The sequence below is a fragment of the Glaciimonas sp. PCH181 genome (assembly GCF_003056055.1).
GTDB lineage: Bacteria > Pseudomonadota > Gammaproteobacteria > Burkholderiales > Burkholderiaceae_D > Glaciimonas.
The window spans coordinates 20,316-40,064 of record NZ_PYFP01000006.1; the positions used below are offsets into that span (position 1 = coordinate 20,316).

The window sequence follows — 19,749 nt, forward strand, 5'->3', positions numbered from 1 at the left end:
AAAACAAAAGGGTGAGGCACGATACGGCTCACCCTAAAACGCATGCCCGCAAAAACGCGGGCATGAAAAATTACTTCACGTCTTTCCAGTACGACGCGTTCAAGCGCCATGCCAAAACGAAGAATAACCCAAGAAATAGCAGAACCCACACACCCAAACGCTTACGGGTATTTTGTGATGGTTCGCCCATCCACTCCAGGTAACCGACAAGATTCGCGACTGCGGTGTCATATTCCAAAGGCGTCATTGTTCCAGGAGTTACTTGTTCGAACTTAGAAAACTTATGTTCGACCTTGCCTTCTTCTTCTGGATCTTTAACGTCTTCAAACTTGGCAGTACGAACGCCTTGCAGCTCCCAAAAAACATGCGGCATGGCAACGCTTGGGAATACCATATTGTTCCAACCAGTCGGACGGGTGTCATCCTTGTAGAAGGTACGTAAATAAGTATAGAGCCAATCCGGGCCAGATCCAGCTTCAGATGCTTTAGCCCGTGCAATCACCGACAAATCCGGTGGCGCGACGCCAAACCATTCTTTAGCATCCTTCGCCGTCATCGCGACGTGCATCAAATCACCGACTTTATCACTGGTGAACAGCAAGTTGGCCTTGATCTGATCTTCGCTCAAACCGATGTCACGAAGACGGTTATAACGCATTGATGCTGCCGAATGGCAATTCAAGCAATAATTCACAAATAGCCTGGCGCCACTTTGCAAAGCAGACATGTCTTTGGTGCGATCCGGCGCTTTATCCAACGGATAACCACCTTCACTCGCAAAAGCAAGCGCTGGCAGCAGCACAAGAGTCGCAATCAAACTTTTTAGCAATTTCATGTAATGTCCTCTTTGCGGCTTAGTGCGGATGATAAGTAACGCGATCAGGCACTTTCTTGAATGTACCCATTGCGCTCCACCATGGCATCAACAAAAAGAAGCCAAAGTAAATGAAAGTACACACCTTCGAGACAACTGAACCGATAGCCGATGGTGGTTGTACACCCAAATAGCCAAGGATCACGAAAGTAATCCCAAACAGGATGTAGATGTATTTATGCCAGCTCGGACGATAGCGAATCGACTTGACCTTGGAGTGATCCAGCCAAGGCAAGCCTGCCAGAATCACCACAGAAACACCCATCATCACGACACCAAAGAACTTCGCATCAAAGACAAACATCGCGCCAATAATTACCAGACCAACCACTGTTGCAATTATTTTAACGATAGAAGCCAGGTTCGATTTCAACCATAGCAACACGACAAAAGCAGCAACACCGGCTTGCAGATAGACGATAAAGTCAGAGGTCACAGCCCGTAGAATCGAATAGTAAGGCGTGAAATACCAGACTGGTGCGATGTGCGGAGGCGTCTTGAGCGAATCAGCTGGAACAAAGTTGTTGTACTCAAGGAAATAACCACCCATTTCCGGACCAAAAAATACGACTGTACTGAAGACAATCAGGAACACGGCAACTGCCATGACATCATGCACTGAGTAGTAAGGATGGAAAGGAATACCATCCAGCGGAACGCCTTTAGCGTCCACGGTGTCTTTAATTTCAACGCCGTCAGGATTGTTCGAGCCAACTTCATGCAATGCAATGATATGCGCGACAACAAGGCCGATCAATACCAGAGGAATAGCGATGACATGGAACGAGAAGAAGCGGTTCAGTGTTGCGTCAGACACAACATAGTCACCACGAATCCACAGCGACAAATCAGGACCGATAAAAGGAATCGCGCCAAAAAGGTTGACGATAACTTGTGCGCCCCAATACGACATTTGACCCCATGGCAACAAATAACCCATGAACGCTTCGCCCATCAGGCATAAGAAAATGCCGACGCCGAATAGCCATACCAGTTCACGCGGTTTGCGGTATGAGCCGTATAACAGGCCGCGTACCATATGCAGATAAACCACAATGAAAAACGCCGATGCGCCAGTTGAGTGCATATAACGCACCAACCAACCCCAAGGCACATCACGCATGATGTATTCAACCGAAGCAAACGCCAGCGTTGCATCTGGTTTGTAATGCATCACCAGGAAAATACCGGTAACGATCTGAATCACCAGCACCAATAGTGCGAGCGAGCCGAACGCATACCAGAAGTTAAAATTCTTTGGTGCGTAGTATTCGGAAAGGTGTGCCTTCCAGGTGGAAGTCAGCGGAAAACGGGCGTCAACCCAATTTAGCGCTTTATCAGCCATCGGCGCATTGGCCGGTAGCTTCTTTTCGTGGAATGCCATGATTAAGCCTCACCTTTCTCGTCTTTACCAATCAAAATCTTGGTATCCGACAAATACATATGACGCGGAACATCGAGATTGTTTGGAGCAGGCTTGTTCTTAAATACGCGACCGGCCAGATCGAAAGTCGAGCCATGACATGGGCAGAGGAAGCCTCCCTCCCAATCATCCGGCAACGAAGCTTGCGCACCAGGTGTGAATTTTGATGATGGAGAACAACCCAGATGCGGGCAAATACCGACCAGCACCAATGTTGATTCGTGACCGACGTGACCGCGATTATTCGACTTATTTTTGCAGTAGTCGGGAAGATCCATGGTGTATGGCTTGAGCGATTCAGGATCAGCGACTTCAGAAGCGGTATGCTCCAGTCCCTTCATCTGTTCCGGTGTGCGTTTCATAATCCACACTGGCTTGCCGCGCCATTCAAAGACTTTCATTTCTCCAGGATTAATCCCGGAGATATCTACTTCCACTGGCGCCCCCGCAGCTTTTGCACGCTCCGACGGCTGGAAGGTAGACACAAAGGCCCCCGCTGTGGCCAATCCAGCCACGCCACCCGCCGCACACGTAGCGACGAGCAAACCACGTCGACCTGAATCGACCTGCTTTTCGTTACTCATACCAACCCCAATCAGTCAAAATACGAAACCTGCGTGAAACTTCTAGCAACCCTAGATTATATCGAAGCTGAACGCTGTTTTAAAGAAAATAGATACTCTGCAACTTAATTTCGCGGCAATTGTCGTTCATTTCCGCCGGGAATGGGCACAATCCGTCTTTTTTTTCGGCGTCAAACTAATGGTTCTCCCTCTACTGCCCCTCTTAGATGCCTAAAAAACTCCCCCTTAATGCGCATGTCAATCTAAGCCCGATATAAAATAGGGTTTTATTACAACAATTGACTCTGGAGAAACCCATTATGAGTATGTTGGAAGAATTCAAGGCGTTTGCGGTCAAGGGCAATGTCATTGATCTGGCCGTCGGGGTCATCATTGGCGGCGCATTCGGCAAAATTGTCGACTCTCTCGTACAGGACGTCATCATGCCGATTATTGGCAGAATTTTTGGCGGTCTGGATTTTTCGAATTACTACTTTCCGCTCAATGGACAAGCGACGACCATGACACTGGTCGAAGCGAAAAAAGCTGGCGCGGTATTGGCGTATGGTAATTTTATTACTATATTGCTCAACTTCCTGATTCTGGCCTTCATCATTTTTCAAATGGTGCGCCTGGTTAATAAGGTCAGAACAGCAACACCGCCTGCTGCCGATCCTGAGAGCACAGTCTTATTGCGTGAAATTCGCGACGCATTAAAAAATAAGTAAATTACAATTAATCAAGAAAAGTACTGCGGAAACGTCAAAGCCCGTTAAATCAACGGGCTTTTTATTGGACGCGTTCAGAGTGAAATATATAAAAATAACAATAAAAAGTTGCTCCCTCAACATGCATGCGCTAATCTAATCCCCTGCACGCATTACAACACCTACGTTAGCACCTGAGTGCTCCGTTATGGGCAGTCCGACACTGTGGGCGGCCCTCCTCCGGATATTAAGCACATGCTGAATCACCCAATATCTTGCGAAGGAAATCGAATTGTCTTCCCCAGAACTACAACCGGCACAACTAAAAATCTGGCTTGCCGCCGTTGCCAATAAAGACGCCAGCGCCTTTCGATCCTTGTACGATGCAACATCGTCGAAACTGTTTGGCTTCGCGCTGCGTATATTAGTTAAGCGAGAAGCAGCCGAAGAGGTCTTACAAGAGAGTTTTATCAACATCTGGAACAACGCAGGGAGTTATCAAGCCAGCCTCGCTGCGCCGATGACCTGGATGACGACGATCGTGCGTAACAAAGCATTCGATGTCCTGCGTCGCACCGATCATGACGTGGAGATCGATGCAGATACGTTTGACAAAGATGTTATTACGGCGATGGAGAGTACTGATCCTACGCCATTAGAAGCGCTGCAATTAGGCGCTGACTCAAAGGCACTCGCGACCTGTCTGGCAAAGCTAGAAGGCTTGCATAGGCAAGCCATAGCATTGTCTTTTTATCATGATCTGTCGCACAGCGAAGTTGCAGATCAAATGAAGCTCCCCATCGGGACCATAAAAACGTGGATCCGACGCGGATTAGAACGTTTACGGACTTGTCTCGGGAAGCTGGAGCACATTTAATGAATATTCTTCACAACCAAGCATTAGTTGATAAATTAGCAGCAGAGTATGTGCTTGGCACGTTACGCGGCGGAGCACGTCGCCGCTTTGAAAGCTACCTGCCCGACAGCGCAGCCTTGCGCCTCACCGTGGCCGAATGGCAGGATCGCTTGCATCCAATGGCGCAACTCGCCCCAGAGGCAAAGCCATCGCCTAAGGTTTGGACCACCATTGAAAAACGTCTCGATCTGCAAATTATTGCCGCTCGCAAACGCAAGGCGGCATTCTGGCTATCGCTGCGCGAAGACTTGAATTTCTGGCGTGGGCTGGGGCTGGTGTCTACTACGGCGGCATTGATTTTAGTATCGCTGCTGCTGACGCGGCAATTGGCACCGGTTCCTGTCGGTCCGACAACTTCTTACATCGCGATGTTAAGTGATGACAAAGCAGCGCCGATTGCCGTGGTGACGGCCGGACTGAATGGCCAAATGGTGGTTAAAGTTGTCGCACCGCAATTGGTCGCGGCTGACAAGAGTTTAGAGTTGTGGGCCGTACCAAAAGAAGGACCACCGCGCTCGCTGGGTCTGGTTGCTGCGAATGGCAGTGTGACCTTGCCTTTGCCAGCTAACGCCACGCCGCAGTCAATACCTTTGCTGGCGGTCACCTTAGAACCAAAGGGCGGCTCGCCAAATCCGAATGGACCGACCGGACCTGTAGTATTCAAAGGTGCCTGGGTTCAGATTTAGGATAAATATTGCACCATAGCAATAATGAAATATTGAAATGTTGAAATAAAAAAAGCGGCGCATCGAAAGGTGCGCCGCTTTTTTTAGGCCAGTCGAATCACCCTTCATAGTAAAAATGAGCGCGCCAAAATATTTGCCTTCGCTAATACAAGACCAATGACGCGCTATGGATGATTGTTGATGATCATTGACGATTGCCCATGGTAATAATGCGCATCGCAAAACGATAGACGAAAAAAGCCGAGCCATACCAAAACCGGCGCGGCCAAGTCATATTGCCAAAATCCGACAACTTCACCTCTACGCCCTCTGCAATCGCCGCCTCAATTTTTTGTCGCAACGTCGATGCAAAGACCGCATCGTGGATCACGACATTAGCTTCCTGATTCACCAACAAACTCAAACCATCGTAATTGCTAGAACCCACTGTCGCCCAGGCGCCATCCACCACAGCTACTTTGGCGTGCAGCGCGGTCTTGCGATATTCGACAATTCTGATCCCCGCTTTTAACAGCTTCGGATAATAAGAATGAGTCACGGCGTCTTGCAAACGATAATGCCCGACACCTAACAGCAATGTCACCTGCACGCCGCGCTGCGCTGCTGCCACTAATGCATAACGCAATTTGCGGCCCGGCGCAAAATAGGGATTAGCCAATAACGCACTTTCATGCGCCTTCCCCAATGCCTGCATATAGGCACGCTGAATAGTGCGCCGATTGCGCAGATTATCGCGGATCACCAAACCCGCCAATGCCGGGCCATGAGAGGGGCTGCTGACGCCCGTCCGGGTGCGCTTGAACTCATGCCAGCGCGCGCGCAATTTTAGTCCGCCCATGCGCATCCATTGGGCCTCTAACTCGGTATGCACCGCCAATACCAGCGGGCCGGTGATGCGCACCGCAAAATCCCAGCGCGGGGCGGGTAATGGCACATGCTGAGAATCATCGGAAAACATGTCGTCAATAATATTAATGCCACCGACAAACGCGATCTGGCGATCTACGACGCATAACTTGCGATGCATGCGCACCATGCCACGGCGAAACCAGGGATTAAAGACGCGATGTTTGATCGGAGTATGAAGAAATTCCTCCTCCAGCAAATTGCAGCGCGCGCGTCCGGTGCCGAGCCAATCGGTGACAACTCTGACGGCCACGCCTCTGTTCGCGGCACTTTTAAGCGCCGCCTTCACTTCCAGGGCGGTCTCATCGGCGGCAAAAATATAGGTTTCAAGATAAACCTCATCCCGCGCCGCATTGATGGCGGCAATCAGCGCAGGGAAAAACTCTGCGCCACTTTCCAAAAGATGGATGTGATTATCAGCGGTAAAACTTACCGAGCGCATGGGCGAAACAAAAGGCGGATCGTCATGAGGGGAATTTGTTAGGGACTAAGGGAGGCGCATTGTGCACGCTTTTCTCGCTTGTCAGTGTTCACTAAACGAGAATAACGGCGCGATACTATTTCAACTGCAACGTCGCCACAATCGGCGCATGATCCGACAACTTCGCCCACGCCGGACCATGCAATACCTGCGCTGATTCTACCGCAAAGCCACGCAGATAAATCCTATCGAGCCTTAACCATGGCAACGCTGCTGGAAAAGTACGCGCCGGCTTGATGCTGGCCGTCGGATGCGTTTTGGAAGTCTGCTCGCGCCCAACCCATTTGCGCAAATAATAGCCCAGACTATGCACCGCAATGCGTTCGTCGAAAATTTCGGTAACGCCTAAACGCTCACGTAATAACTCACTCAGCCGATTTCCCCAATCATTGAAATCCCCCGCAATAATCAACGGCGCGTCCGGTGGCGAAGAACTGCGTACCGCCTCAATCAGCGCTGCCGTTTGTCGGCGACGACCACCGCCAAACAAACCCAGATGTACCACGTAGCAATGCACATCGGCTTCCGGAGTATGTAGGACGCAGTGCAAAATACCGCGCGCCTCATAAGCGTGGTCAGACACATCCTGATTACTTTGAGAGGCAATAGCAAAGCGGCTTAATAGCGCATTTCCATGATGGCCATGGTCGTACACGGCATTCATGCCATACGCAGCATGATGAGAATCACCAGCAAGAAAATCCTGCTGCGACTGCTCTGGCCAATGTGCTGAATGCCGCGCCGCCATCAAATCATGGCGTCCTTGCACCTCTTGCAGAAAAAAAACATCCGCCTCCATCAGTGCCAGCGCTTGCTTTAACGCATGCACACGCGGACGGCTGCCGAAAGATGAAACGCCTTTATGAATATTGTAGGTCGCAATGCGTATTTTCATGGTTTCGGTCTGAGTGAAATAACAGCGTACCTGGGAGATGAAGCAAGAGTAACTATGCCTTCACATCATGCAAATAATGCGGAAGTTGTAATATCGCCTCTGCATTCGAAGGCGAAAAACATAGATCGGCCGCCTCTCTGTGCGGCAACCAACGATAATCTACATGCTCACGCGGCGCCAATACGATGTTGATGTCCGCGGGGACCTGCAAACTAAAAACGTATTCGGTATTTTTAGTCACCCCCGGTGCATAACGATGACGCCACATCGGATAGATGTCATAAACGTTGGAAAGTTGCCAGTCTCGCAGATGCGACAGCGGGACTTGATCATCGGCAACGATAATCCCGGTTTCTTCCGCCACTTCGCGCATCGCCGTTTGTATCAAAGGTTCGTCAGCGTAGTCTTTCGACCCCGTCACGGACTGCCAAAAATCAGGGTTATCCGCGCGCGCGATCATTAACACCTGCAAATCAACTGTATGGATAACAACGAGAACGGATTCGGGAATTTTATGCATGCAAAGGGTAGCCAATAACGATTATTTATTGATCAACAAACCTAGATACAGCGCTGAAAAACGCGGTTTTTGCGCGATGCGTCTCAGAATAGGTTCTCACGGCAGGTCTGCGTAAAAAATGCAAAAATACTGCAATCAATGACACAACGGTCAACTATAAACCGATTTTTCAGCCCCATAAAAAAAGCGCGGTTTTCCGCGCTTTTTTGCCCCCGCACGATAAACATAAGGCGTTTATCGCGCAGAAATCACTTTTACGAGACGACTTTAACTTCTGGTGCACGCAGACGAATATGCAATTCTTTCAACTGCTTTTCTTCGACTACCGATGGCGCTTGTGTCAGCAAACATTGCGCGCGCTGGGTCTTAGGGAAAGCGATCACGTCACGAATCGATTCGGCACCGGTCATCATGGTGACGATACGATCCAGACCGAACGCCAGACCACCGTGCGGCGGCGCGCCATATTGCAATGCATCCAGCAAGAAACCGAATTTCAATTGCGCTTCTTCGGCATCAATTTTCAATGCACGGAATACTTTGCTTTGTACTTCAGCGCGGTGAATACGGATCGATCCGCCACCCAATTCCCAACCATTCAAGACCATATCATAGGCTTTTGCAATGCACTTGCCCGGATCTGTTTCCAGATAGTCTTCATGCCCGTCTTTCGGTGCGGTGAACGGATGATGACAAGCACTCCAGCGTGCGCCTTCTTCATCGTATTCAAACATCGGGAAATCAACCACCCACAGCGGACGCCATGCATCGTCGAACAAACCGACTTTTTTGCCGAACTCGCTATGACCGATCTTGACGCGTAACGCACCGATCGCATCATTGACGACTTTAGCCTTGTCAGCACCGAAGAAAATCAGATCGCCATCTTCTGCGCCAGTTTGTTCAAGGATTTGCGCCAATGCTGCATCGTGCAGATTTTTAACAATCGGCGATTGCAAACCATCACGGCCCTTGGCTTTTTCGTTGACCTTGATATATGCCAGACCGCGTGCGCCGTAAATGGCGACGAACTGCGTGTAAGCATCAATTTCTGAACGCGGCATCGCACCGCCGCCTGGCACGCGCAAGCCAACTACACGGCCGTTTTCCATGTTCGCGGCACCTGCGAAAACCTTGAAATCGACATCCTTCATGACTTCGGTCAAATCGGTGAAAGCAAGCTTGACACGCATGTCCGGCTTATCCGAGCCGTACAGCGCCATCGCAGTAGCGAAATCCATTACCGGGAACGGATTCGGCAAATCGATATCGAGTGCGTTCTTGAATACCAGGCGAATCATTCCCTCGAACATGTCACGGATTTCTTGCTCGGACATAAACGATGTTTCGCAATCGATCTGGGTGAATTCGGGCTGACGATCAGCGCGCAAATCTTCATCCCGGAAACATTTGGTAATTTGATAATAGCGATCAAAGTTAGCCACCATCAACAGCTGCTTAAACAACTGCGGCGACTGCGGCAGCGCAAAGAAATGTCCGGCGTTAACGCGTGAAGGCACCAAATAATCCCGCGCACCTTCTGGAGTCGACTTAGTCAGCATCGGTGTTTCGATATCGATAAAGCCATTCGCATCCAAAAATTTACGCACTTCCATCGTTACTTTGTAGCGCAGACGCAGATTGTTTTGCATTTGCGGACGACGCAAATCCAGTACACGATGGGTCAAACGGGTGGTTTCCGACAGATTGTCGTCATCCAACTGAAACGGCGGCGTCACGGAAGGATTCAACACTTCCAACGTTTCTGCCAGCACTTCAATCTTGCCTGATTTCAGATTAGTGTTGACAGTACCGTCTGGGCGGTGACGCACCACGCCAGTGATGCGCAGGCAGAACTCATTACGCACGACTTCAGCATTTTTAAAGACATCAGCCTGCTCTGGATTACAGACCACCTGTACCAAACCTTCGCGGTCACGCAGATCGATAAAAATAACGCCGCCATGGTCGCGGCGGCGATGTACCCAACCGCACAGGCTGACGGTCTGATCAAGAAGTGCCTCAGTGGTGAGGCCGCAATAATGGGTTCGCATGGACATATTCAATTCTTCCGAAGTTCAGGTGTTAAGTTCAATATTACTCAGTCAATGCTACTGAGAGACTATAAGTGGGGCTGATCTTGCCAGCAGCAACACGTGGATATGCAGGGATGCGGGCACAAAGGCGCGATTAAAGCATCAATTAACGCGTCATTTGGCCGGCGTCGGTAACGCGCTTTCTCTCCAGATGCACCGGTGGCGACACGACGCCCATCGATATGATGTATTTCAATGCTTCATCCACGCTCATATTCAGCTCCACGGTATCCGCACGCGGCACCATCAGAAAAAATCCTGAGGTCGGATTCGGCGTTGTCGGAATGTACACACTGACGTAATCACCTTGCAAATGATTTTTTACATCGCCGCCGGGCACGCCTGTCAAAAAAGCAATCGTCCAGGAGCCTTGCCGTGGATACTCCACCAGCAGCGCCTTACGGAAAGCATTTCCCGATGACGAAAATAATGTATCCGAGACTTGTTTAACACTGGAATAGATGGAATTGACGACCGGTATCCGCGTCAACACCGCTTCCCATACCGCCACAACCTGGCGGCCGATAAAGTTATGGGTTGCCAATCCTGTAAAAAATATAATCAACAACGTCAGGATAGTGCCGAGGCCTGGAATATTAAAGCCAACCAGCGCCTTTGGCCGCCATTGCATCGGTAAGAACAATAACGACTGATCCATTGTCCCTATGATCAGATTAAGAACCCAAAGCGTAATCGCCAGAGGGACCAAAACCAATAGACCGGTAATGAAATATTTGCGCATGATTTTCTTTATCAGGTCAGGCTGAGAATGTCAGCCTGACCCAAGACAGTTGTTAGGGTGTTTGCCGCAGTGCTGTCAGGTTGCTGCGGGGGAAGATGCTTTACTCGTCGTGGTGCTGGCGGGCGTTGTTGTGGTGGTCGCGGCGCTGCCCGATGAACTGGATGCGCTCGACTCGCTATTTGACGACGCAGCGCCAGCTGCAGGTGCTGCTGCAACTGCGCCCTCAGTGCTGGTCGATGATGCACCATCCGTCGCGCCTTTTGCTGCAGGCCCACCGGTAGCTGCACCACCACGAAAATCGGTGACATACCAGCCAGTGCCTTTTAGCTGAAATCCGGCAGCGGTGACTTGCTTTTTAAAGGTCTCTTTTTGGCATGTTGGGCATACGGTCAACTGCGCGTCCGACATCTTTTGCAATACATCTTTCGCAAAACCGCAAGCGTCGCAACGGTAGGCATAAATTGGCATGGTAAAACTCCGCAAAAAGCGTATAAAACCCTGAATTATAAAGGTTTTTACGGAACTTTCACCGCAGCGATTCGGCTGCCCGAGCTGCGGGCAGCGTTTCTCAGATGAATACCCCTGCTCGGCAATCAGATACAGCGCTCAACGCGCCCGAATTTCAGTCCATAAACGGTTCAGGGCGCGACGTTGTTTGCCGTTCAGATCTTTCAGCATTTCCAGTTTGGCAACGGTCTCTTTGGCCGGGAAAATCGCCGTATTTTTAGCAATCTCAGGCTTGGTGTACTGCGCGGCTGCGGCATTAGGACTGCCAGTGCCGGTCAGATTTGTCAGTTCAGCCGCATTTTTGCCATCCAACATAAAATTCATAAACTTCAGCGCCAAATCCGGGCGAGGCGCATCCTTGTGAATCACCATGCTATCGAGCGCCAACACAGCGCCTTCTTTTGGCAACGCAGCGCGAATATGGAATTTACGCGCTGCTTTTTGCGCATCCACATCGGCCTGGAAAATATCGCTGGAATAGCCATGCACCACCCAAATATTGCCAACCGTCAATTCCTTGATATAGCTTGTGCCATTGAACGCTGCCCAATAAGGCTTGGCGCGCAAAATCACATTCTGGGCCTCTTCCCAATGCTTCTCGTCAGTATCATTAGCAGAATAACCACGATATTTCATCGCGGCGGCAAACAACTCATTCGCCGAATCCAATACTGTAACGCGCCCTTTGATCTTCGCCAGAATTGCCGGATCAAAAATAGTCGCCCAGCTATCCACCGGAATACCCAGTTCTTTCACTTTTTGATCGTTATAACCCAGCAACGTGATGGTGTAAGCATACGGCACCGAATATTGATTTCCCTTATCGAAATCGGTATTCATATACGCTGGATTCACGTTCTTCAAATTCGGCAATTGAGCCTTATCCAGCGGCTTCAATGCCTTTTGCTTAATCAGTGCATCCAACGCATTACCGGTCGGCACGATGATGTCATAACCTTTTGCGCCAGCCGCCAGTTTCGCCAGCATTTCTTCATTGTCGCCGTAGTACGTCTGGACCACTTTGCATTTGCAAAATGTCTCAAAACGCTGCACCGTTTCGGGTGCAATATAGTTATTCCAGTTGTACAAATGCAATTCATCGGCAGCCTGCGCCGAAATTGCAGCAGTCGCACAAACAATCCCGGCAACTAGCAATGCAGCGGTGGAAAACATTTTTTTCATGGCAATCCTTAAGGATAAAGGGTGGCAAACAATAAGAGCGAACGATGCAAATGCTTCACGCGCTAATCCAGAAAATTAAGAGGAGCGCAGCGCATTAGGCGCTAATTTGGAAGCGACAATAATCAGAAATAATGTCAGCGCCATCAACAACGTCGACACCGCATTCACCTCTGGTGTGACCGCGATTTTGATCATTGAGTAAATTTGCAGCGGCAAGGTCGAAGCATTCGCCCCGGCGGTAAAAAAGGTGATCACAAAATCATCGATAGATAGCGTAAATGCCATCAGCGCCCCGGCTAGCACGCCCGGCATAATCAACGGCAGCGTCACCAGACGAAAAGCCTGCATCGGCGTCGCACCACAATCGCGGGCGGCCTCGGTCAGGCTTTCATCCATCCCAGATAAGCGCGAACGCACCACAATCGCCACAAAACCGATGCAAAACGCGATATGTGCCAGCGTAATCGATACTAATCCCAACGTAATATTCAGCATCACAAAGAAAATCAGCAGCGACACGCCAATCAAAATCTCGGGAATCGCAATCGGCGTCAACACCAGCAACGGCAGCAGTTTTAGTTTGTAGCGATGCATCGCAAACCCCGCCATTGTGCCAAGGACCGTGGACACCGCGCTCGCGATCAAGGCAATCATCAAAGAATTGCCCGCGGCGCCTAACATCTCATCGTTATGAAACAGTTTGCGATACCAGTCGAACGTAAAACCGACCCACTCCGCATTCAATTGCGAATCGTTGAAGGAATACACCATCACAATAATCAGCGGCACGTACAAAAAGGCGTAGACCGCCACGGCGACTACCCATAGCGCGTAGGTACGTTTATTGACCGCCTTTAGTCGTTCTAGATTGATCATTTTGCGTTTGCTCTATTTACCGATACTGATCACTGTTGCCGCCTTGGCCTGGACACCAGCACGGCCAGGCCCGCCACGCCCAATGCCGCGACTGTCAACACAATTGACAACACGCTACCAAATGGCCAGTCGCGGGTTTCCAAAAATTGCTGCTTGATGACGTTACCGATCATTACGCCGCCGGTCCCGCCAAGAATGTCGGACACCGCAAATATCCCCAGCGCCGGAATGAACACCAGCGCCGCGCCAGCATAAACGCCGGGTAAGGACAGCGGAAAAGTGATGCGCCAGAAACGCTGCCATGCCGATGCGCCCAAATCTTGCGCCGCATCCAGCAACGCTGCATCATGCTTTTCAAGGTTTGCATAAAGCGGCAACACCATAAACGGCAAATGAACATAAACCAGGCCAACAATCACGGAAAATGCCGTAAATAACAACGTCACCGGCTGTACGCCGAACACACCCAGCACCGCATTTAGCGCACGCGTCAGGCCGGATTGCGGCCCCAGAATAATCATCCAGGCATATACGCGAATCAGAAAATTGCTCCAGAACGGCAAAATCACCAGCAATATCAGCAAATCACGATGTTTTTTTGGACTCCGTGCGATGAGCACTGCCAACGGGTACGCCATGATCAAACAGAAAAAAGTCGTGATCGACGCGTACATCAGCGACTTCAAAAAAATCGCGGTGTATATAAAATCGGACGCAAAACGGGTGTAGTTCTCAAAGGTCAGGTTAAGCTTGCCGACCTCATCGAAAATAGGCGCAAGACCACCGTAATCGCCAGCATAGCGAAACGATGCAAACACCATAATCAAACTTGGAATCGCGAAAAAAACCAGCAAGTAGACCAGCGGCGGCCCACTAATCAACCAGCGCGCCAACCTGCTGCGCGAAGATGCCGAGGAAGCCGAAGCTGCCGAATGTGCCGCCTTATTCATACAGAAAGTGTCCTGCGTCAAAGCCCCACGCCACATCAACTGTGTCGCCGACTTCAAAAAACTTGGCGCGACCAGCAGCTGAATTTGCCAGTAATGCCTCTATTTTGGCGCCGCCTTCGGTTTGAACGATATAAACGGTGACGTCGCCTGAATAGAGGAATTCTTTGACGTAACCTTTGAAATGATTCTGTGCGCTGTTCGGTGTTAACGCGGCGCTAATCTGAATTCTTTCCGGCCGTAACGCCAGCGTACCCTTACGTCCAACTTGCGCATCTGACGGCAGCGCTGCCGTCACCGGCCCCAAACCCGCCACAGTAAGTTGCATCGTTGCGCCATCGACGCTTTCAATAGCGCCGTCAAGCAAATTACACGTACCAATAAAATCAGCGACAAAACGTGTTTTGGGATAACTGTAGATGCGCGATGGCTCATCCAATTGCTCGACTTGCCCACGATTCAAGACCGCAATCCGATGCGACAATGCCAGCGCTTCATTTTGATCGTGGGTAACGTAGACAAACGTAATTCCCACTTCTTTTTGCAGATTGATCAGCTCAATTTGCATTTGCTCGCGCAATTTGGCATCCATCGCCGATAGCGGCTCGTCCAGCAACAATAGTTTGGGTCGTGACACTAACGCACGCGCCACCGCCACCCGTTGACGCTGCCCGCCTGATAACTCATGCGGGTAACGTCCGCCAAAACCGGCTAAACGCACGTCTTCCAGCGCCTCTACAACTTTTACTTTAATTTCTTCAGGGGATATTTTCGCCATCTTGAGCGGGAAAGCGATATTCGCACTCACCGTCATATGCGGGAACAACGCGTAATTCTGAAATACGGTGCAAACAGGACGACGCTCGGGAGGAATGCCGACCAAATCCACGCCATCCAGCATTATTTGCCCGGCGTTCGGCAAATCAAAGCCCGCAATCATGCGTAACAACGTCGTTTTGCCACAGCCGGATGGGCCTAGCAAAGTAAAGAACTCGCCCGCCTCAATTGACAAACTAATATTATCAACAGCAGTAAAATCACCGAAACGGCGACTAACGTTACGAATTTCGAGCAAAGCCATGTCTTTTTGACCCGGAAAGCAAAGCGCCGATTGTAGCAAAAATGGACTTATTTACAGTACGGTTTTAATGGTCTGCGATGACTTTTTTGTTGCAATCTTGCATCTCACCATCTTAGTGCGCGCTCGGCACCATCAAAGGCGTCGACGCCAGACTTGCCAGCTTTCCCGATCTAAAAAGGCGGGGATAGAATCAGTCACGGGATGATCTTCAAGCAATTCAAAATACGGCAGCAATAACTGTTCCTGCGCGGTCCGATCAATGCCGAAAGGCGGCCCTTTGGGGTTCGCATCAAAAAAGAAAAATCCGGCCAATATCGCACCGGGCGGCAACAATTCGGCCCAGCGCTGAACCACAGCAGGACGCATTGCTGGCGGTAACGCGCACAAAAACGCTCTTTCGTAGATCATCCCGAGCGGTCTGGCAGGAACAAAGGTGAAAAAATCCGCCTGCACAACATGCGACCCCAAAGGTCCTAAGACAGCCTGCGCCGCGCTAACAGCCTCCGGCGAGAAATCAATCGCAGTCACATCCCAACCCGCATTGTCCAAATAAGCAACTTCATATCCCACCCCGCAGCCGGGAATCAACGTCACGGTTGGCGCGGTGCGTTGGACGTAATCCTGCAAAGCCAGCGGCACGCCACCTTTATCCCACGGAGTGAAGTCTTGTGCAAAGCGTTCGCTCCAAAACTCTGGCAAGGATGGGTCACGCGTCGTAAACGACGGGATCGCTGCTGGCGGAGATGCCGGGATTGGGTTAGTCATGGTGAGTTAATGTCCTAAACAGGAATTAATGATGTTTAACCGGGGAATAACAAATAACCCCAACGCTGAAAAATTAACGTGAGCAATATACCGCCCGTCAATCCGCCACCAAAATACACAACTACGCCAAGCAGATGATTCGTCCTTTTTTGCTCGGCAATCACCTGCAACATGAGATCGCTTTGTTGATTCTGCGGTGCATCGACAACTTGCGACAGCACTTGGTGTATTAGCCGCGGCAGTTGCGGCAGCAATTTACTGTAGCGCGGAGCCTCAATTTTCAGATGCTGAATCAGGCCGCGCCAGCCGATCTGTTCGCTCATCCAGCGTTCCAGATAAGGCTTGGCGGTTTTCCATAAATCCAGTTCGGGATCCAGCTGACGACCCAGACCTTCAACATTCAGCAAGGTCTTTTGCAATAGAACCAATTGCGGCTGCACTTCTATATTGAAACGGCGCGAAGTCTGAAACAGTCTCAGCAATACCTGTCCAAAAGAAATATCCTTTAAAGGACGATCAAAAATCGGCTCACAACAAGCGCGCACCGCAGACTCAAGTTCATCTACACGCGTTTCTTTCGGTGCCCAGCCAGACTCAATATGCGCTTCTGCAACGCGTTTGTAATCGCGTTGAAAAAACGCCAGGAAATTTTGCGACAGATAGTCTTTGTCAAAGTCATTCAGTGTGCCAACGATTCCGAAATCTAATGCGATATAGCGACCAAACGTCGCTGGGGCAACCGATACAAGAATGTTACCCGGATGCATATCCGCGTGAAAAAAACCATCCCTGAATACTTGTGTAAAGAAAATTTCAACGCCATCGCTAGACAACTTTTTCATATCGACGCCAGCGGCACGCAAGCGCTCAATCTGAGAAATTGGAATGCCATGCATCCGCTCCATCACAATCACCGATGACGAGCAATAGTCCCAAATCATTTCCGGTACCATCAGCAATTCAGAATCGGCAAAATTACGTCGTAATTGACTGCCGTTTGCTGCCTCGCGCATCAAATCAAGTTCGTCGTGCAGGTATTTATCAAACTCGCCAACGACTTCCCGCGCCTTCAACCGCTTGCCATCAGCCCATAATTTCTCGATCAATTCAGCCGCTAAATGCATCAACGCGACATCTTCGTCGATAGATTTTTTCATGCCGGGACGAAGTACCTTTACCGCAACTTCCCGACCATCCTTCAGCGTTGCAAAATGGACTTGCGCTATCGACGCCGACGCTACAGGCTCGCGCTCAAAGCTCGCAAAGAGTTCATCCGGATGCGCTTTCAGCGATCTTTGAATTTGCGCAATCGCCAGATCGGAGCTAAACGGCGGAACGCGATCCTGCAAGCTCGCCAACTCATCGACCATATCGCCCGGCAGCAGATCGCGTCGGGTCGATAACACCTGACCAAATTTCACAAAAATCGGGCCTAGCTCTTCTAATGCTTTACGTAAACGTTCACCGCGTGGTGCCGACAAATCGCGCCAAAACAACAGCGTATTGATCACCTTTGAGATACGCGGCGTATCGAAGCCGGAGATCGCAATATCATCTAAACCGTAACGCACCGCAACGCGCACGATTTTTAGAATCCGTAAGAATTTCAAAAGCATTGGTAATCAACTTTCAACTTAGGGTGTTGCATTAAACCTCTTTCGACACCTGCTGCGCAGTACGCGCAATGATTATTCGCGTAGATTCATGTTGCGGCAATTTGTACTCCCGCGCCATGTACCCGACCAGAAACGGGTAACTTAGCGCTACGACTACGGCTTCAAAAGAGATTTTTGAGTGCGCTCGATTCGTTCGATACGCTTGATCAGACGCTCCAGATCATCGCGCAAGGTCGTCACCGCCTGCGTAAAATCGGAAACGGCATGCGGGCGTACTAACAATGGTTTTTCTTCTAGAAAATATTCGGCCAGATTTTCAGCCAATTTTTTGTGCGTATTCTGAAACGCCGACGCAGTCGTCTTGACGCCGTCAACCAGCCGAACTGCGGCAATATCACCGACTAATTTGCTTAGATCATGTTCCGCATCCCAGCGCAAACCGCGGCCAACTTGCGAAATCGCGTTCGCCAGATCAGCGTCGCCCTCAATATTCACGTAAGAAAATGCACGGTCCGGGTTTTGCGCCATCAACGGCAGATCGGATAACTTCAATCGAATTGTGACATTTGGCGCACTATCGGCTGGCGGTGCCTGCAACAAGCCGTCAATAGTGATTTGCCATTTGAAGACCAACACACCGCCATCGATACAAGCAGTTTTGCCAGCGTGTGCGGCCAGTTTGCGCAGCGCCCACGGCTCTTGGGCCAGTAGATGATTGACGGCTGCAGTGATAGGCGTGAAATGTAATGGAAGAATCATAGGTCCATGGGTCACAAAACAAAACCGCCCGTAACAATTACGGGCGGTCCAAGTTTATCAGAAGCAGTTTAAAAGGCACGGCGCATCTCTCGGCAGATAGCAGCCAGCGCTCAGTACTTAATCAAAAGATAATTAATACAACTACCTGCCTTTAACGAATACCGCATCGTTCGTTCGCATCAGAATTTTTCCCGACTTGCCATGACAGTACAACGATATGACGGTCTTGCGGTGTTTTGCGGAAAACTCTAGGAAAATTCTAGTTAATTTACCTGCTGAATCCCGGCCAAAATCCAACCGCCAGGTCCAGAAACCGGCTTTGACAGATTCCATACCTCAGTAAATGGCTCAGCCGAGGCTTCCGGTACTTCCTTGATCAGACCGCTGAATTTCACGCTGGCAAGATGATCGCTGCCAATCGTCTCGATACCCATCAATTCGCCTTCAAGTTGGACCACGTCGGTATTGCTGCCAGACGCGCCCCGCTCTTGCAATTGCATTCTTAATTCGGCGTACATTTCAGGAGTAGTGAACTCTCTGATGTCGTTGATATCCGCTTTATCCCACGCCGCTTGCAGTCGAATGAAATAGGTTTTGGCATTACGCACAAACCCCGGTACATCGAAATCCGCAGGAATTCCCCACGGCGCAACATTTTGAGCGGTAGCAGGCTGAAACTCACTCTGAAACGCGGCTGGGCGCGCTGAGTCGAGACGAGAACCGATCTCGGGCGTAAATCCCGCGTTGTTGCTAGCGCTGACATCGTTGACCGCGCTGCCCGAATAAGCGCTCGGGTAAGCGGCGGCGGGTGCTGCCCCGCTACTCCTGCGCATAATCATGCGCACCACGAAAATCACAACGAAGGCCAATAACGCAATCATCAAAAAGGAACCAGCAGCCCCGCCGAGACCGAAATGCGACATCAATGCGCCCAGACCTAAACCTAATAAAGCGCCGCCGAGGATGCCTTTCCAGGGACTCGCCGGTTTAGGTGGAATTCCTGGTGTCGCTGCGGGTGTAGCCGGACGCGCCTGATTAGCGTTCGGGCTTTGCTGGATCGGACGGCTAGGCATCGAACGTGAAATACCGGACGACTGTTTACCGAAAGAACCGCCACCGCCCAAACGTCGCGCTTCCGCGCTGGACAGCGTCAGCGACAAAGCGCTTACGATCAACATCAGTACGACAAATATTTTTTTCATACCGC

The 19,749-nt window shown here is 50.3% G+C and carries 20 protein-coding genes; 3 read left to right on the forward strand and 17 right to left on the reverse strand.

Annotated features, from left to right (window positions below; genetic code table 11):
• Positions 1–70: 70 nt before the first annotated feature.
• The 3 genes from C7W93_RS23210 to petA are packed head-to-tail and all read right to left on the reverse strand — an operon-like array spanning position 71 to position 2,881.
• Entirely contained in the window at positions 71–835 is a 765-nt protein-coding gene (locus C7W93_RS23210; protein WP_108442714.1) for a cytochrome c1, read from the reverse strand.
• 19 nt (positions 836–854) lie between these two features.
• A complete protein-coding gene (locus C7W93_RS23215) occupies positions 855–2,261 on the reverse strand; it encodes a cytochrome bc complex cytochrome b subunit (protein WP_201747355.1) in 1,407 nt (468 codons plus the stop codon).
• Complete coding sequence (gene petA, locus C7W93_RS23220; protein WP_108442716.1) at positions 2,261–2,881, reverse strand: ubiquinol-cytochrome c reductase iron-sulfur subunit; 621 nt, start codon at positions 2,879–2,881, stop codon at positions 2,261–2,263. Before petA ends, C7W93_RS23215 begins: the two co-directional genes overlap by 1 nt.
• A gap of 299 nt (positions 2,882–3,180) precedes the next feature.
• Between petA and mscL the strand changes: the two genes are divergently transcribed.
• The 3 genes from mscL to C7W93_RS23235 all read left to right on the forward strand — a co-directional run bounded on the left by mscL (position 3,181) and on the right by C7W93_RS23235 (position 5,169).
• Entirely contained in the window at positions 3,181–3,588 is a 408-nt protein-coding gene (gene mscL / locus C7W93_RS23225) for a large conductance mechanosensitive channel protein MscL (RefSeq protein ID WP_108442717.1), read from the forward strand.
• Positions 3,589–3,853: 265 nt separating this feature from the next.
• Entirely contained in the window at positions 3,854–4,444 is a 591-nt protein-coding gene (locus C7W93_RS23230) for an RNA polymerase sigma factor (protein ID WP_108442718.1), read from the forward strand.
• Positions 4,444–5,169, forward strand: coding sequence for an anti-sigma factor domain-containing protein (locus C7W93_RS23235; RefSeq protein WP_108442719.1), 726 nt, complete (start codon positions 4,444–4,446; stop codon positions 5,167–5,169). The genes C7W93_RS23230 and C7W93_RS23235 overlap by 1 nt, the downstream gene beginning before the upstream one ends.
• Positions 5,170–5,353: 184 nt before the next feature.
• On the opposite strand, the gene C7W93_RS23240 is transcribed toward C7W93_RS23235, so the two are convergent.
• From C7W93_RS23240 to C7W93_RS23305, 14 genes are all read right to left on the reverse strand, one after another.
• The gene (locus C7W93_RS23240) at positions 5,354–6,517 is read right to left on the reverse strand and encodes a phosphatidylserine/phosphatidylglycerophosphate/cardiolipin synthase family protein (RefSeq protein ID WP_108442720.1); all 1,164 of its coding nucleotides are present in this window, start codon (positions 6,515–6,517) and stop codon (positions 5,354–5,356) included.
• Positions 6,518–6,632: 115 nt separating this feature from the next.
• Positions 6,633–7,451: an endonuclease/exonuclease/phosphatase family protein gene (locus C7W93_RS23245; RefSeq protein ID WP_108442721.1), complete on the reverse strand. Its 819-nt coding sequence runs from the start codon at positions 7,449–7,451 to the stop codon at positions 6,633–6,635.
• Between the two features lie 52 nt (positions 7,452–7,503).
• Positions 7,504–7,971 (reverse strand): dihydroneopterin triphosphate diphosphatase, encoded by a 468-nt coding sequence (nudB, locus tag C7W93_RS23250; protein WP_108442722.1) that lies wholly within the window; start codon positions 7,969–7,971, stop codon positions 7,504–7,506.
• 254 nt (positions 7,972–8,225) lie between these two features.
• Entirely contained in the window at positions 8,226–10,031 is a 1,806-nt protein-coding gene (gene aspS, locus C7W93_RS23255; RefSeq protein ID WP_108442723.1) for an aspartate--tRNA ligase, read from the reverse strand.
• 142 nt (positions 10,032–10,173) lie between these two features.
• Positions 10,174–10,809, reverse strand: a complete 636-nt coding sequence (locus C7W93_RS23260; protein WP_108442724.1) for a DUF502 domain-containing protein — start codon at positions 10,807–10,809, stop codon at positions 10,174–10,176.
• Between the two features lie 75 nt (positions 10,810–10,884).
• The gene (locus tag C7W93_RS23265) at positions 10,885–11,277 is read right to left on the reverse strand and encodes an FmdB family zinc ribbon protein (protein WP_108442725.1); all 393 of its coding nucleotides are present in this window, start codon (positions 11,275–11,277) and stop codon (positions 10,885–10,887) included.
• Between the two features lie 138 nt (positions 11,278–11,415).
• The gene (locus C7W93_RS23270; RefSeq protein ID WP_108442726.1) at positions 11,416–12,498 is read right to left on the reverse strand and encodes a PotD/PotF family extracellular solute-binding protein; all 1,083 of its coding nucleotides are present in this window, start codon (positions 12,496–12,498) and stop codon (positions 11,416–11,418) included.
• 75 nt (positions 12,499–12,573) lie between these two features.
• Positions 12,574–13,374 (reverse strand): ABC transporter permease, encoded by an 801-nt coding sequence (locus tag C7W93_RS23275; RefSeq protein WP_201747349.1) that lies wholly within the window; start codon positions 13,372–13,374, stop codon positions 12,574–12,576.
• A 29-nt stretch (positions 13,375–13,403) separates the two neighbouring features.
• A complete protein-coding gene (locus tag C7W93_RS23280) occupies positions 13,404–14,324 on the reverse strand; it encodes an ABC transporter permease (protein ID WP_108442727.1) in 921 nt (306 codons plus the stop codon).
• Positions 14,317–15,402 carry an ABC transporter ATP-binding protein gene (locus tag C7W93_RS23285; protein ID WP_108442728.1) on the reverse strand — a complete coding sequence of 362 codons (1,086 nt, stop codon included), beginning with the start codon at positions 15,400–15,402 and terminating at the stop codon, positions 14,317–14,319. The genes C7W93_RS23280 and C7W93_RS23285 overlap by 8 nt, the downstream gene beginning before the upstream one ends.
• Positions 15,403–15,534: 132 nt before the next feature.
• Positions 15,535–16,167 (reverse strand): methyltransferase domain-containing protein, encoded by a 633-nt coding sequence (locus tag C7W93_RS23290; RefSeq protein ID WP_108442729.1) that lies wholly within the window; start codon positions 16,165–16,167, stop codon positions 15,535–15,537.
• Between the two features lie 35 nt (positions 16,168–16,202).
• Positions 16,203–17,783: a ubiquinone biosynthesis regulatory protein kinase UbiB gene (gene ubiB / locus C7W93_RS23295; protein ID WP_108442730.1), complete on the reverse strand. Its 1,581-nt coding sequence runs from the start codon at positions 17,781–17,783 to the stop codon at positions 16,203–16,205.
• Between the two features lie 153 nt (positions 17,784–17,936).
• Positions 17,937–18,542, reverse strand: a complete 606-nt coding sequence (locus C7W93_RS23300) for an SCP2 domain-containing protein (RefSeq protein ID WP_108442731.1) — start codon at positions 18,540–18,542, stop codon at positions 17,937–17,939.
• 263 nt (positions 18,543–18,805) lie between these two features.
• The gene (locus C7W93_RS23305; protein ID WP_108442732.1) at positions 18,806–19,744 is read right to left on the reverse strand and encodes a Tim44 domain-containing protein; all 939 of its coding nucleotides are present in this window, start codon (positions 19,742–19,744) and stop codon (positions 18,806–18,808) included.
• Positions 19,745–19,749 lie beyond the last annotated feature (5 nt).

Excerpts from the sequence above, each read along its gene's own strand:
- C7W93_RS23210 (WP_108442714.1), bottom strand. The coding sequence starts at position 835 with ATGAAATTGCTAAAAAGTTTGATTGCGACTCTTGTGCTGCTGCCAGCG.
- petA (WP_108442716.1), bottom strand. The coding sequence starts at position 2,881 with ATGAGTAACGAAAAGCAGGTCGATTCAGGTCGACGTGGTTTGCTCGTC.
- mscL (WP_108442717.1), top strand. The coding sequence starts at position 3,181 with ATGAGTATGTTGGAAGAATTCAAGGCGTTTGCGGTCAAGGGCAATGTC.
- C7W93_RS23235 (WP_108442719.1), top strand. The coding sequence starts at position 4,444 with ATGAATATTCTTCACAACCAAGCATTAGTTGATAAATTAGCAGCAGAG.
- C7W93_RS23240 (WP_108442720.1), bottom strand. The coding sequence starts at position 6,517 with ATGCGCTCGGTAAGTTTTACCGCTGATAATCACATCCATCTTTTGGAA.
- C7W93_RS23245 (WP_108442721.1), bottom strand. The coding sequence starts at position 7,451 with ATGAAAATACGCATTGCGACCTACAATATTCATAAAGGCGTTTCATCT.
- nudB (WP_108442722.1), bottom strand. The coding sequence starts at position 7,971 with ATGCATAAAATTCCCGAATCCGTTCTCGTTGTTATCCATACAGTTGAT.
- aspS (WP_108442723.1), bottom strand. The coding sequence starts at position 10,031 with ATGTCCATGCGAACCCATTATTGCGGCCTCACCACTGAGGCACTTCTT.
- C7W93_RS23260 (WP_108442724.1), bottom strand. The coding sequence starts at position 10,809 with ATGCGCAAATATTTCATTACCGGTCTATTGGTTTTGGTCCCTCTGGCG.
- C7W93_RS23265 (WP_108442725.1), bottom strand. The coding sequence starts at position 11,277 with ATGCCAATTTATGCCTACCGTTGCGACGCTTGCGGTTTTGCGAAAGAT.
- C7W93_RS23270 (WP_108442726.1), bottom strand. The coding sequence starts at position 12,498 with ATGAAAAAAATGTTTTCCACCGCTGCATTGCTAGTTGCCGGGATTGTT.
- C7W93_RS23275 (WP_201747349.1), bottom strand. The coding sequence starts at position 13,374 with ATGATCAATCTAGAACGACTAAAGGCGGTCAATAAACGTACCTACGCG.
- C7W93_RS23280 (WP_108442727.1), bottom strand. The coding sequence starts at position 14,324 with ATGAATAAGGCGGCACATTCGGCAGCTTCGGCTTCCTCGGCATCTTCG.
- C7W93_RS23285 (WP_108442728.1), bottom strand. The coding sequence starts at position 15,402 with ATGGCTTTGCTCGAAATTCGTAACGTTAGTCGCCGTTTCGGTGATTTT.
- C7W93_RS23290 (WP_108442729.1), bottom strand. The coding sequence starts at position 16,167 with ATGACTAACCCAATCCCGGCATCTCCGCCAGCAGCGATCCCGTCGTTT.
- ubiB (WP_108442730.1), bottom strand. The coding sequence starts at position 17,783 with ATGCTTTTGAAATTCTTACGGATTCTAAAAATCGTGCGCGTTGCGGTG.
- C7W93_RS23300 (WP_108442731.1), bottom strand. The coding sequence starts at position 18,542 with ATGATTCTTCCATTACATTTCACGCCTATCACTGCAGCCGTCAATCAT.
- C7W93_RS23305 (WP_108442732.1), bottom strand. The coding sequence starts at position 19,744 with ATGAAAAAAATATTTGTCGTACTGATGTTGATCGTAAGCGCTTTGTCG.